We start from the raw sequence: 12,157 nt of genomic DNA on the forward strand, positions 1-12,157 counted from the left end.
CATGCGCCTGATCGACACCCACACCCACCTGGACTTCCCCGACTTCGACGCCGACCGCCCACGCCTACTGGCCAGCGCGGCGGCACGCGGGGTGGAGCGGATGGTGGTGTTGGGGGTGTACCAGACGAACTTCCAGCGGGTGTGGGAGCTGGCCTGTACCGAGCCGTGCCTGTTCGCTGCGCTGGGCCTGCACCCGGTCTACCTCGACCAGCATCGGCCCGAGCACCTGACGCAGCTGCGGGAGTGGTTGGAGCGCCTGCGCGCAGACCCGCGGCTATGCGCCGTGGGCGAGTTTGGCCTGGACTACTACCTCGATAGCCTGGACAAAACACGCCAGCAGGCGCTGTTCGAAGCACAACTGCAGATGGCCTGCGATTTCGAACTGCCGGCGCTGCTGCATGTGCGCCGCAGCCATGCCCAGGTGATCGCCACGCTGAAGCGCTACAAGCCGGTGCGGGCAGGCGTGATCCATGCGTTCGCCGGCAGTTATGAGGAGGCCCGCGAATACATCAAGCTGGGTTTTCGGCTCGGCCTGGGCGGTGCGGCGACCTGGCCGCAAGCGCTGCGGCTGCGCAAAACCCTGGCGCGGCTGCCGCTGGACAGCGTGGTGCTGGAGACAGATTCACCCGACATGGCGCCGGTAATGTACCCGGGCGTGAGGAACAGCCCCGAGCACCTGCCAGAGATTGCCGAAGCGCTGGCTCAAGTGATGGGGGTGGAGGTTGGCGCGCTGGCAGATGCCAGCAGTCGCAACGCCTGCGAGTTGTTTGGCTGGTAGCTGAAAGCGCTCCATCTTCATGGGCCTCTTCGCGGGCAACCCGCAAAGCGGCCCATGAGTTGCTTCAGACCAACACCGTCCACAGCGCAAACCCGGCATACCACAACACCGCACAGCGCAGCAGCAGCTCCCACAGGCTGTCCAGACGCCCCAACCCGCGCTGGCTGTCTTCTTCTTCGGGAATGTCATCGGCAATGCGCCCGACCCGGGCTACCAGGTGCGCAGCGCTGATATGCCAGTTGAGCACTTCGTGCAGCATCACCCGCGTCACTGCCAGGAAATTGCCGACCAAGGCAAAGCTCAATGCCAGTGCCCGCACCGGGAGCCAGTCCATGACGTGCCGCAGCTGCTCGGCCCGCGCCTTCAGCGCCGGCTGCTTGCTATGTTCACCGCACAGTGCCAGCAGCCGATAGGCCAGTGCCGCCCCAGGGCCCAACACGAAATACCAGAAGATCACCGCAAAAAAGCCCTGGTACACCTGCCACAACAAGTTGCCCTGCACCCGCACCAGCAGGCTCTGCGGCTCATCGGCCGCCAGGCCCAAGTCACGCTCGGCCACATGCAGCGCCGCCTGGTCATCACCGCGCCGCCAGGCATCACGGAACGGGCCCAACGAGGCCTTGGCATCACCACGGCCGAGGCTGTAGACCAGCACCAGCAGGTGCACCGGCAGGGCCAGCAAGCCGTAGGCCACAGGCTCCAGTACATGCAGCAGCAACACCAGCAGGGCTACCGGGGCCAGCACCAGGATGGCCAGCGTCCACCAGGGGTGAACCTTGCCGCTGCGCTCCAGGCGCACCAGCTCGCCAAGGAAGAACCCGTCGCGCTGCACCTGATGACGCAAGGCCGAGAATTTCTCGACCCACAGCGCCAGCAACAACACCAGAAAACTCATGCCTTGTCCTCGTTGTGCTGCAGCGCCTGGCGGTAGCGCGGCCAGTCGAACGCCGGGCCGGGGTCGCTCTTGCGCTGCGGGGCAATGTCGCTATGGCCCTGGATGCGGCCCAGGTCGATGGCCGGCCAGGCGCTGCGGATGTGCCGGGTGAGTTGCTCCAGCACGGTGTACTGGGCATCGGTATAGGGCTGGTCGTCGGTGCCTTCCAGTTCGATGCCGATGGAAAAGTCGTTGCAGCCTTCACGCCCGTCGAAGCAAGACACACCCGCGTGCCAGGCGCGGTCGCGCAACGAGACGAACTGGGTCACTGCGCCGTCACGCTCGACAAACAGGTGCGCCGACACGGTCAAGTGCTTGATGCTGGCGAAGTACGGGTGTTCGTCGGGGTCCAGGCGGTTCTGGAAGAACTGCTGGACCTTGCCGGTACCGAAGCAGGCCGGCGGCAGGCTGATGTTGTGGATCACCAGCAGGGAAATCGATTCGCCTTCTGGGCGGGCATTGAAGTTTGGCGAAGGGCAGTGGGTGATTCCAGTTCCGTGGAACCAGCCAGTGGCACGGTCCAATTGCATGGGGCAGATCCTGAAAGCGCCGTGAACAGAGCCACAGTATGCCCTGCGGCCACGGCGCTGTGCATGTGAATGATTGTAATACGAGCAACCATGGCGGGATCGGTGTGCCCGCGAAACAGACCTCGCGGTCGTCGGCCCCGGCTGCGGCCACGGGATCGCCACCTGCGCGGGCCTACGCCATACAACCGCGGCTAGGTGCGCAAGCCGTCAAGCACCGCTTCCAGCGCCCGCTCGAACAGCAACCCGTCATCCAGTACGCGAACTTCGTTGCGTTGCAGGGCTTTGGCCAGGCTGGTACTGCTCCACTCGCGCACCTTCATGCCGGTGCGGTTGGCGAACACCAGCCGGTCGCTGGCGGCAATACGCGCTACCAACTTGCAACGCAACGGTTCGTCTTCATCGAATACCTCAACCCAGGTGCCGATACGCAGGCGCTGGGCCTGGCGCAGCGCTCCAGCCTGGCCGTCGTCGATCCGCAGCGGTGCGCAGGCAGGTTCTTCGGCGATGGCCAGCACGATTTCCTCGGCGACCAGCACGTCGGTCGAGGGTTGGCTCTCGCCCCCCGGCTGCTGCGCGGCACCCGCGCAGGCACGCAGGTGCAATTGCTCCAGTTGCAGGAAAAACTCCCGGGTGGCTTGCGAGTCCAGCGCCACGCTGGCCAGGCCATCACGCAACGCCTTGAGCAAGCCGGGCACCTGCTGCAACAAGGCTTGCGGCTCATGGGTTGGGGTGATGCTGGCCAGTAGTGTGTCCATTGCCTGCAGAGCGTCCTGCCAGGCTTGCGAGGCTTCGCCCTGCTTGAGCCATGCCAGCAGCAGCACCTGGCTCCAGGCCTGTACCAGCATCTGCACCACCACCTGCGGCAACACCCTGCCGCGCAGGCGCTGGTTGAGTACTTGCTGAACCTGCTGCCGGGCTTGCAACGCCCGGGCACGGCCTTCTTCAGCATCGCGAGTGCGCTGCTCTAGCAACTCGTTGCGCCGCCGCTCGTCCTGGTTGAAGGCGAGGAAGTCCTCCAGCAGCTCGGTGAACAGGCTGGCATCCTCGGCAAAATCATTGAGCAGGCGCTGAACAATACGCTGTACCCGCAAATGCAGGCTGTCACGTAGGCCTTCGCCACCGCATTCCCAGCCAATCGCCGCACCGGCGATTTCGTTGAGCAGACGGCGCGCCGGGTGGCTGGACCGGCTGAACAGCCCCTTGTCCAGCAATGCCACCTTGAGCAGCGGGATATGCAGATGCGCAATCAACGCCCGCAGGCTGGCCGGCAGGTTGTCGTCGTTGTGGATGAAGGCGAACAGCAGGCCAACCAGGTTGATCATGTCTTCGTCGGCCACGGACAGGCGCCGGCGTGTACCGCTGCGCACGCTGACCCGCAACAGCAGTTGCTCCAGCTGCTGGCCGAGGTCGAAATCATCGGCTTCGTGGCTGGCAGGCGCATAACGCTGCAGATGCGACAGCAGCCTGAGCAGGTCTGCGCTACTGATCGGCTGCGCCGCAGCCACCGCCTGCAAGCGCGGGGCAAACTGCCCGCGCAGCGGGGCGAGCAGGGTTTGCAACGAGGCAAAGAACGCCTGCCCTGCCGCATCCGCGTCCACCTCCTGACCAAGCTGCACCGGCCCTCGTCGTGCAGGCATGCGCCGGTCTTCGGCACGCCTGCGCGGTGCCGGTTGCAGCTCTGGCAGAACACCGGCAGCAGCCAGCAACTGGTTGGCTTCGCCGTAGATCACATCGGCATCGCGTAGCACATAGCGCTCGAACAGCTTCAGCAGCACCAGCTTGACCCGCAGGCCAACCCCCAGGCTGCGCCCGGCGTCGAGGAAGTACTCGCATAACGCGGCAGGCCCCAGCGGGTTGTGTTGCTCGAACACAGGGCGGTCGAGCAACACCTGCAAGCGCAGACCCAGTTGCTGCAAGGCAATGCCATCGCGTGACAGCACCCGCGCCACCATGCCTTCGACAGCGGCGGCCCGCTCTATCTGGCCCTTGTTGCGCGAGCTCACAGGCTCGACCAGAGGCGCCAGCAGGTCGGCCTGGCCGATGCGGGCAAAGGTGTCGTAGAAGGTATCCAGAAAGCCACGCTCGATGCTTTTACGCTTCAGGCGCAGGTCGCGCATGGCTTCGAAGTACAAGTTCTGGTCACCGCGGTCGAAGGCCTTGTCGGCCATTTCGAAGAGGGTGTCGTCGGCGTTATCGAACAAGTCCTGCAAACCCTGGCGCAACTGCAGGGCGGCCTTGTCGCGCACTTGCAGCAGCAACACCGGAAGGCAAGGCAGGGGCGCACGCCCGCCTCGGTCGATGGCCGCCACCAAGGGCACCACCTTGCCTTCTTTATGCATCCTGGACTCCTTGCAGGGTGTCTCGCCCGGAGGGGCTTAAGATCGTCAAAGCTATGACGCCAAATACTGGTCGCTATTATCGGGAAAAAATCGCACAGCTGCCAGCGCCGTTTCACTGGCTGGTTAAAGACCGTGATTTCCCCCGGTTGCTCGCAGGGCCCGACCAAAGGTCATCGCCAAGGCGGCTGTACACACCAGCCCCCTGCCCTATAATCGCGGGCATCTAGCTTGTGGAGCCGACCATGCCGAACCTACGCCTTGCCGACCTGACCGCTGAAATTGAAGCCAACGTGCGCCGCGCGCTGTTGGAAGACATCGGCAGTGGCGATATCACCGCGCAGTTGATCCCGGCCGAGCGCCTGGCCAAGGCGACCATCATCACCCGCGAAGACTGCGTAGTCGCCGGCACCGCATGGGTGGATGCCGTATTCCGCCAGCTCGATCCGCGGGTGGCAGTGCACTGGCAAGTGGCTGACGGCGAACGGGCCACAGCCAATCAGCCGCTGTTCCACCTCGAAGGCCCGGCCCGTTCGCTGCTCAGTGGTGAACGCAGCGCGCTGAACTTCCTGCAGATGCTGTCGGGGGTCGCCACCCGTGCACGCTTCCTCGCCGACCTTGTGGAAGGCACCCAGGTACGCTTGCTGGACACCCGCAAGACCTTGCCAGGCCTGCGCCTGGCGCAAAAATACGCGGTCACCTGTGGCGGCTGTGACAACCACCGCATTGGCCTGTACGACGCCTTCCTGATCAAGGAAAACCACATTGCAGCCAGCGGGGGAGTGGCCGAGGCGGTGGCCGCGGCGCACCGGATCGCCCCGGGCAAGCCTGTGGAAATCGAGGTAGAGAGCCTGGACGAGCTGCGCGAAGCACTGGCCGCTGGCGCGGACATCATCATGCTTGATGAGCTGAGCCTGGATGAAATGCGCGAAGCGGTGCGCATCACTGCCGGCAAGGCCAAGCTGGAGGCCAGTGGCGGGGTCAACGAGACCACCTTGCGGGTAATTGCCGAGACAGGTGTGGACTACATCTCGATCGGGGCGATGACCAAGGATGTGAAGGCGGTCGATTTGTCGATGCGCTTGAGCCTGTAAGCTGATTGCGGGTAACAAAAAACCGGCTTCAGAGCCGGTTTTTTGTTGGGGGCGCTCTGCGCCCCGCTGGATCAGAACGAGGCGTTGGCCAGCCCGTCCAGGTAGCGCTCAACGTCCAGTGCCGCCATGCAGCCGGCACCGGCCGAGGTAATGGCCTGGCGATAAACGTGGTCGGCCACGTCGCCGGCAGCGAAAACACCCTCGACGTTGGTGGCGGTGGCATTGCCTTCGCGGCCACCGTTCACCACCAGGTAACCGTCCTTCAAGGTCAGCTGGCCTTCGAACAGCGAAGTGTTCGGGGTGTGGCCAATGGCGATGAACACGCCGTCGACCTTGATTTCGTCGCTGCTGCCGTCGTTGTTCTTCAGGCGCGCACCGGTTACGCCCATGTTGTCACCCAGCACTTCGTCCAGGGTGGCGTTGAGCTTGAGCTCGATCTTGCCTTCGGCCACACGGGCGTTCAGCTTGTCGACCAGGATCTTCTCGGCGCGGAAGGTCTCGCGGCGGTGTACCAGGGTCACCTTGCTGGCGATGTTGGCCAGGTACAGTGCTTCTTCTACGGCAGTGTTGCCACCACCCACCACAGCGACCGGCTTGTTGCGGTAGAAGAAACCGTCGCAGGTGGCGCAGGCCGAAACACCCTTGCCCATGAAGGTTTCTTCCGACGGCAGGCCCAGGTAGCGAGCGCTGGCGCCAGTGGCGATGATAAGCGCGTCGCAGGTGTACTTGCCGCTGTCACCCTGCAGGGTGAACGGCTTGTTGGCCAGGTCGACGGCATTGATGTGGTCGAAGACGATTTCGGTTTCAAAGCGCTCGGCATGCTCTTGCATGCGCTGCATCAGCGCCGGGCCGGTCAGGCCGTGGGGGTCGCCCGGCCAGTTGTCGACTTCGGTAGTGGTGGTCAGCTGGCCGCCGGCCTGCATGCCGGTGATCAGCAGCGGCTTGAGGTTGGCACGTGCGGCATACACCGCGGCGCTGTAACCGGCAGGGCCGGAACCAAGAATGATGACGCGCGAATGACGTACTTCGGACATGTCGAACTCCTGTCGAGCGGGCCGGTATCCGATACCGGCGGCGCCAGCTGGAAAATTAAAAAGGACCCACGCAGCACTTGGGGAAGGCTACAACGCGCAGGCCCGGAAAGCGGAAAGTTGAGCGCACTGTAGCGAGGTCGCAAAGATTAAGGAAATATCCTTAGACAATCCACCTCATAGGCATCGTCTATGCTGCGATTTCATCGATAGCCAAGCCGCTGGCGCTTTTGTTACAGGCCGTTTCCCACCCGCTACCCGCCTTTCGTCGGCGCGGCAAACTCGGTAAGGTCAGCGCGTTTTCCTTCTCTGCGGAGTGTCTCGATGCAAGCCCCTGTCCTCTCTGGCCCCCAATACCTGCGCGAAGGCCTGAAACTGGTGCTGAGCCCCAACCTGCGGTTGTTCGTGCTGCTGCCGCTGGCGGTGAACCTGTTGCTGTTCGGTGGCCTGGTCTACTTCGCCGGCCACGAGTTCGCCGTGTGGCTGGATGCCCTGATGCCAACATTGCCAGACTGGTTGAGCTTCCTCAGCTACATACTCTGGCCACTGTTCGTCGCCCTTCTGGTGCTGATGGTGTTCTTTACGTTCACCCTGGTGGCCAACATCATTGCCGCGCCGTTCAACGGGTTCCTGGCGGAAAAGGTGGAGGTGGTGGTCCGTGGCGAAGACAACTTCCCCGCCTTCAGCTGGGGCGAGCTTGTGGCCATGGTGCCGCGTACCTTCAGCCGCGAAATGCGCAAGCTGGGCTACTTCCTGCCACGCGCCATCGGCCTGTTCATCCTGTCGCTGATCCCGGTGGTCAACGTGGTGGCAGCGCCGCTGTGGCTGATCTTCGGCGTGTGGATGATGGCCATCCAGTACATCGACTACCCCGCGGACAACAACAAGATGAGCTGGCAGGACATGCTGGCCTGGCTGCGCCAGAAGCGCTGGCAATCGCTGGGCTTTGGCGGCATTACCTACCTGGCGTTGCTTATCCCGGGGGTGAACGTGCTGATGATGCCGGCGGCAGTGGCCGGGGCTACGTTGTTCTGGGTGCGGGAACGTAACTGATCTCTCGCGGCACGTTGCACATCCCGCTTGCCACGACCGGTCACTATGGGAGCGGCTTTAGCCGCGAACACCGGCGGAGCCGGTGCCATGCACCGTGTTGGATGCTTCGCGGGACAAGCATTCAGCTTGCCATTCAGCGCTCTCAGTTCAGACTCTAAATCCCCATCAAGACACAAGGCCGCTCCCGCAAAAAAAAGCGGAACCTGCCTGGCTTGGTCCCTATTGCCCCAACCGGCTGGAAAACTGCCCCACCACATCCACCACCCGCTTCGCCCCGTCCTGGATCTCGACAATCACGTTGCCCGTCTCATCCGCCAGCGCCAGCCCCTGTTCGGCCTGACGCTTGCTGGTGTCGATGATCGCCACCGCCGCCTGCGCCAGCTGCGAGTTCTGCTGCACCACCCGGGCGATTTCCTCGGTGGCGGTGCTGGTGCGTGAGGCCAGCTGGCGCACTTCGTCGGCGACCACGGCAAAGCCGCGCCCCTGTTCGCCCGCCCGGGCCGCTTCAATGGCGGCGTTCAAGGCCAGCAGGTTGGTCTGCCCGGCAATATCACTGATGGTCTTGATGATCGAACCGATCACCCGCGACTGGGTATCCAGCGCCTGAATGCCTTCGGCCGCCTCTTGCATGGAGGCCTCCAGGCCACGCATCACGCTGACGCTCTGGGTCACTACATCGGTAGCCTTGCGTGCGCTGGCATCAGTCCCCAGCGAGGTGTTGTAGGCAACATCTGCCGCCTCGGCTACCGCCTGCTCCTGGTTGACCTGGTCGGTAATCACGGTCGCGAACTTGACCACCTTGTAGAGCACGTCGTGGGCATCGAAGATCGGGTTGTACGAAGCTTCCAGCCAGATTACCCGGCCATGGGCATCAATGCGCTTGAAGCGGTCGGCAACGTACTCGCCTCGACGCAGCTTGTCCCAGAATGCCTGGTAGCCAACCGAGTTGGACTCTTCCGGCTCGCAGAACATACGGTGGTGCTTGCCGCGGATCTGCTCCAGGCGGTAACCGACACTGCTCAGGAAGCGCTCGTTGGCGGTGAGGATGGTGCCGTCGAGGTCGAACTCGATCACCGCCGTAGAACGCATCAGCGCCTTGATCAGGCTTTCGTGCTCGCGCGAGGTCTCGATGGTGCGGGTGAGGTCGCTGGAATGCAGGGTGAAGTACTTGATGCGCCCCTCGCTGTCCTTGACCGGCTGAAGGATCGAGCGCAACCAGGCTTCCTGGCCATTGCCACGCAGCAGGCGGAACGCGCCGTTCAGGTGCTCGCCGCGGCTGATCGCGGTTTTCATGCGCTGGTAGAAATCCAGCGACTTGACATGGCCCGGGACGATGTCCTCTATGTTGCGTCCAAGCAATTGTTCGGCACGGTAGAGCATCTCGCTCTCGAAATTGCCGTTGACCATCTCGATCCGTCCCTGTGGGTCGAGTTGCAAAACCAGCATCTCGCTGTCGAGGCTGCTCTTGACCTGTTCGATGGACATCAGGTCTTCGCGCAGCTGCCGGATTTCTTGCTTGAGCTTGTTGTTGAACATCACCGCTCTCCTGGAGCGCATCGGTAATCGAATGCATCTTCATCGGCTGCCGGTGACACCTTCTTGAGTGCCGTGCCGATAAATATTCGCAAATTCCACAAGCGACGCCGGTCAGCTGTCATCTGCGCGTCACAGGCCCGTCACAGTGACGCAACCGAGCAGGCGGAAACTTTTTGTCATGAATACACCCGCCCTGCGCATTACCTTGGTCAGCGAAACCTTCCCACCCGAAATCAACGGCGTGGCCAACACCCTTGGCCGTCTCGGCGAAGGCCTGCGTCAACGCGGCCACCAGATCGAAGTGGTGCGCCCGCGCCAACCCGGCGAAAGGCCGGTGCACAATGACCCCCAGCTCATGCTTTGCCGTGGCTGGGCACTGCCGGGATACCCCGGCTTGCAATGGGGCGAGGTGTCGATGCACACGCTGCTGCGACGCTGGCGGCGGCAACGGCCAGATGTACTGTACATCGCCACCGAGGGGCCGCTGGGGCTCAGCGCCCTGCGCGCGGCCAGGCGCCTTGGGATCCCGGTCGTCAGCGGCTTCCATACCAACTTTCCGCAGTATTCCGGCCAGTACGGCCTGGGTTTGCTGGCGCGCCTGCTCACCCACTACCTACGCTGGTTCCATCGCCGAACAGCGGTCACCCTGGTGCCCAGCGCCAGCCAGCGCCTGGAACTGGAACGCCGTGGTTTCGAGCGCCTGGAACTGCTTGCCCGTGGTGTGGATGCCTGCCTGTTCCACCCCGCCCGGCGCAGCCAGGCGTTGCGCGAAAGCTGGGGGTTAAGGCCGGATGATATCGCCGTGCTGCATGTGGGGCGGTTGGCGGTGGAAAAGAACCTTGGCTTGCTGCGCCCTTGCCTCGAGGCGTTGCAGAAGACTTATCCACAGAAGCGCCTGCGCCTGATTCTGGTCGGTGACGGCCCACAGCGCGCCGCCCTTCAACAACAGCTGCCAGACGCGGTGTTCTGTGGTGCCCAACGCGGCGAGGTCCTGGCTGAGCACTATGCCAGCGGGGACCTGTTCCTGTTTCCGAGCCTGACCGAAACCTTCGGTAATGTGGTACTCGAGGCCATGGCCTCCGGGTTGGCAGTAATCGCTTATGACGAAGCCGCGGCCGCACAGCATATTCGCCATGGGCACAGTGGTGCACTAGCGATGCCGGGTGACCAGGCAGCGTTCATCGATGCGGCCTGCTGGCTGCTGGAAGATGAGGAAACGTTGCGCCGGGTTCGCCTGAATGCGCGGCAGCATGCCAGCCGTCAAGGCTGGGGGGCAATTGTCGAGCAGTTCGAGGGGTACCTGGACGGCGCCTGCCGGCAACCTGGTGCTGCGGCTGGGCGTTCTGGGCAATTTTTGCAGCGCCTGTGAGATAGGTGCCGCGCAGGCGGCGCTCGATCTCACAGGTGCCCAAAGCATCGCGACAGGCGTTCTTCAGGCTAGCGCTTTCTCGATTGCCTGCACCACCACCGGGTCATCCGGCGCGGTGCGAGGTGAGAAACGCGCCAATACCCGGCCGTCCTTGCCAACCAGAAACTTCTCGAAGTTCCAGGTGATGTCGCCCGGAAACTCGGCCCCCTCACCCGCCAACAGGCGATACAGCGAATGGCGCTGCGGCCCGTTGACCTCCAGCTTGCCCCCCAGCGGGAAGCTCACCCCGTAGTTGAGGCTGCAGAAGTCCTGGATTTCCTTCTCGCTACCCGGCTCCTGCCCGGCAAACTGGTTGCACGGCAAGCCAAGCACATTGAAGCCCTTGTCCTTGTACGCCTGGTAGAGGTGTTCCAGGGCTTTGTATTGCGGCGTAAGACCACACTTGGAGGCAACGTTGACCACCAGCACCACTTGGCCCTTGAACGGTGCCAGAGGTAGCTCTCCGCCGTTCAGCGCGTCCAGCTTCAGCTCGTGAAATGCACTCATGATGACATCCCCTCTCAGGTTCCCGGTTGCCGCGTCGGCGAATTCCGCCCACTAAAAAGGCGCTCGTCCAAACCGTCCCCCTCCCGTAGGAAGGCAAATCGGCTTGCCCGAGCGCCTGGCGACTTTCTGAGCTTAGCGCAGAAAATCAGTGGTGATGGCCACCTTCACCGTGGATGTGACGGTGAGCGATTTCTTCGTCGCTGGCGTCACGCACGTTCACGACCTTGACCTGGAAGGTCAGGCGCTGGCCGGCCAGCGGGTGGTTGCCATCAACGGTGACGTCGTCGCCGTCGATGTCGCGGATGGTGACGATCTGCATCTGGCCGTCCGGCGCCGAAGCGTGGAACTGCATGCCCACTTCCAGTTCGTCAACGCCTTCGAACAGGCTGCGGTTCAGGGTGCTGACCAGCTCGGCCAGGTATTCGCCGTAGGCGTCTTCCGGCTCGATGGAAACGTTCAGCTCGTCACCGGCCTGCTTGCCTTCCAGGGCTTTTTCCAGGCCCGGGATGATGTTGCCGGCACCGTGCAGGTAAACCAGCGGGGCACCACCGGCGGAGCTGTCGATGGTCTCCCCGGCGTCGTTGGTCAGGGTATAGTCGATGGAGACAGCCTTGTTGGCGGCGATCAGCATGGGGCAAGACCTTTTGCAAAAGAATGTAGAGCGCACAAGTGTAACCAAGCCATCGTCCGATTGCGAACGCACCGCGGACGAGCAACGGCCCATCAGTCGGATCACCGGTTTTCATCAGGACGAAGAAGGCCATTGGGTGGCCGAACTGTCCTGTGGCCATACCCAGCACCTGCGCCACCAGCCGCCGTGGCAGGCACGCCCATGGGTGCTCGACCCGGTCCAGCGCGCGCAGCACATCGGCCAGCCTTTCGCTTGCGGCTGGTGCGCACAAGGGGCCGATAGCGCTACCCTTGGCCGTTAATTTCTTGCACCGCTTATT

At 63.2% G+C, this 12,157-nt stretch carries 12 protein-coding genes and 1 pseudogene; 5 read left to right on the forward strand and 8 right to left on the reverse strand.

What is annotated here, in order from left to right:
- Position 1 precedes the first annotated feature (1 nt).
- Positions 2-778: a TatD family hydrolase gene (locus tag OO258_RS01360; RefSeq protein WP_266028566.1), complete on the forward strand. Its 777-nt coding sequence runs from the start codon at positions 2-4 to the stop codon at positions 776-778.
- Positions 779-842: 64 nt separating this feature from the next.
- Here the strand turns inward: OO258_RS01360 and ampE are convergent, their stop codons facing one another.
- From ampE to OO258_RS01375, 3 genes are all read right to left on the reverse strand, one after another.
- Positions 843-1,673, reverse strand: a complete 831-nt coding sequence (ampE, locus tag OO258_RS01365) for a regulatory signaling modulator protein AmpE (RefSeq protein WP_266028567.1) — start codon at positions 1,671-1,673, stop codon at positions 843-845.
- Entirely contained in the window at positions 1,670-2,242 is a 573-nt protein-coding gene (gene ampD, locus OO258_RS01370; protein WP_266028568.1) for a 1,6-anhydro-N-acetylmuramyl-L-alanine amidase AmpD, read from the reverse strand. The genes ampE and ampD overlap by 4 nt, the downstream gene beginning before the upstream one ends.
- 191 nt (positions 2,243-2,433) lie before the next feature.
- Positions 2,434-4,581, reverse strand: a complete 2,148-nt coding sequence (locus tag OO258_RS01375; protein WP_266028569.1) for a DUF1631 domain-containing protein — start codon at positions 4,579-4,581, stop codon at positions 2,434-2,436.
- Positions 4,582-4,823: 242 nt separating this feature from the next.
- On the opposite strand from OO258_RS01375, the gene nadC reads away from it, so the two are divergent.
- Complete coding sequence (nadC, locus tag OO258_RS01380) at positions 4,824-5,672, forward strand: carboxylating nicotinate-nucleotide diphosphorylase (RefSeq protein WP_110745524.1); 849 nt, start codon at positions 4,824-4,826, stop codon at positions 5,670-5,672.
- 71 nt (positions 5,673-5,743) lie between these two features.
- Here nadC and trxB read toward each other — a convergent pair whose 3' ends face one another.
- Positions 5,744-6,706, reverse strand: coding sequence for a thioredoxin-disulfide reductase (gene trxB, locus OO258_RS01385; protein WP_003247318.1), 963 nt, complete (start codon positions 6,704-6,706; stop codon positions 5,744-5,746).
- A 321-nt stretch (positions 6,707-7,027) separates the two neighbouring features.
- On the opposite strand from trxB, the gene cysZ reads away from it, so the two are divergent.
- Positions 7,028-7,756 (forward strand): sulfate transporter CysZ, encoded by a 729-nt coding sequence (gene cysZ, locus OO258_RS01390; RefSeq protein WP_110745523.1) that lies wholly within the window; start codon positions 7,028-7,030, stop codon positions 7,754-7,756.
- Between the two features lie 219 nt (positions 7,757-7,975).
- On the opposite strand, the gene OO258_RS27525 is transcribed toward cysZ, so the two are convergent.
- Positions 7,976-8,407 carry a methyl-accepting chemotaxis protein gene (locus tag OO258_RS27525; protein ID WP_416309178.1) on the reverse strand — a complete coding sequence of 144 codons (432 nt, stop codon included), beginning with the start codon at positions 8,405-8,407 and terminating at the stop codon, positions 7,976-7,978.
- Positions 8,408-8,563: 156 nt separating this feature from the next.
- Positions 8,564-9,313: pseudogene (locus OO258_RS27530) on the reverse strand (PAS domain-containing protein); the annotation flags it as partial.
- 157 nt (positions 9,314-9,470) lie between these two features.
- On the opposite strand from OO258_RS27530, the gene OO258_RS01400 reads away from it, so the two are divergent.
- Entirely contained in the window at positions 9,471-10,661 is a 1,191-nt protein-coding gene (locus tag OO258_RS01400) for a glycosyltransferase family 4 protein (RefSeq protein WP_266028573.1), read from the forward strand.
- Between the two features lie 63 nt (positions 10,662-10,724).
- Here the strand turns inward: OO258_RS01400 and OO258_RS01405 are convergent, their stop codons facing one another.
- Positions 10,725-11,207, reverse strand: coding sequence for a glutathione peroxidase (locus OO258_RS01405; RefSeq protein WP_110745520.1), 483 nt, complete (start codon positions 11,205-11,207; stop codon positions 10,725-10,727).
- Between the two features lie 145 nt (positions 11,208-11,352).
- On the reverse strand, positions 11,353-11,838 hold the full coding sequence (locus OO258_RS01410) for an FKBP-type peptidyl-prolyl cis-trans isomerase (RefSeq protein WP_003259610.1): 486 nt from the start codon (positions 11,836-11,838) through the stop codon (positions 11,353-11,355).
- On the opposite strand from OO258_RS01410, the gene OO258_RS01415 reads away from it, so the two are divergent.
- Entirely contained in the window at positions 11,837-12,139 is a 303-nt protein-coding gene (locus OO258_RS01415) for a DUF3565 domain-containing protein (RefSeq protein ID WP_266028574.1), read from the forward strand. The two genes, OO258_RS01410 and OO258_RS01415, sit on opposite strands and share 2 nt — an antisense overlap.
- Positions 12,140-12,157 lie beyond the last annotated feature (18 nt).

Source organism: Pseudomonas sp. DCB_BI, assembly GCF_026240995.1.
GTDB lineage: Bacteria > Pseudomonadota > Gammaproteobacteria > Pseudomonadales > Pseudomonadaceae > Aquipseudomonas.

Bases quoted from the DNA above. Each gene is read 5' to 3' on its own strand.
- ampD (WP_266028568.1), bottom strand. From the start codon at position 2,242: ATGCAATTGGACCGTGCCACTGGCTGGTTCCACGGAACTGGAATCACC.
- nadC (WP_110745524.1), top strand. From the start codon at position 4,824: ATGCCGAACCTACGCCTTGCCGACCTGACCGCTGAAATTGAAGCCAAC.
- OO258_RS27525 (WP_416309178.1), bottom strand. From the start codon at position 8,407: ATGCGTGGCCTGGAGGCCTCCATGCAAGAGGCGGCCGAAGGCATTCAG.
- OO258_RS01415 (WP_266028574.1), top strand. From the start codon at position 11,837: ATGGGGCAAGACCTTTTGCAAAAGAATGTAGAGCGCACAAGTGTAACC.
- OO258_RS01400 (WP_266028573.1), top strand. From the start codon at position 9,471: ATGAATACACCCGCCCTGCGCATTACCTTGGTCAGCGAAACCTTCCCA.
- OO258_RS01405 (WP_110745520.1), bottom strand. From the start codon at position 11,207: ATGAGTGCATTTCACGAGCTGAAGCTGGACGCGCTGAACGGCGGAGAG.
- cysZ (WP_110745523.1), top strand. From the start codon at position 7,028: ATGCAAGCCCCTGTCCTCTCTGGCCCCCAATACCTGCGCGAAGGCCTG.
- OO258_RS01375 (WP_266028569.1), bottom strand. From the start codon at position 4,581: ATGCATAAAGAAGGCAAGGTGGTGCCCTTGGTGGCGGCCATCGACCGA.
- OO258_RS01360 (WP_266028566.1), top strand. From the start codon at position 2: ATGCGCCTGATCGACACCCACACCCACCTGGACTTCCCCGACTTCGAC.
- ampE (WP_266028567.1), bottom strand. From the start codon at position 1,673: ATGAGTTTTCTGGTGTTGTTGCTGGCGCTGTGGGTCGAGAAATTCTCG.
- OO258_RS01410 (WP_003259610.1), bottom strand. From the start codon at position 11,838: ATGCTGATCGCCGCCAACAAGGCTGTCTCCATCGACTATACCCTGACC.
- trxB (WP_003247318.1), bottom strand. From the start codon at position 6,706: ATGTCCGAAGTACGTCATTCGCGCGTCATCATTCTTGGTTCCGGCCCT.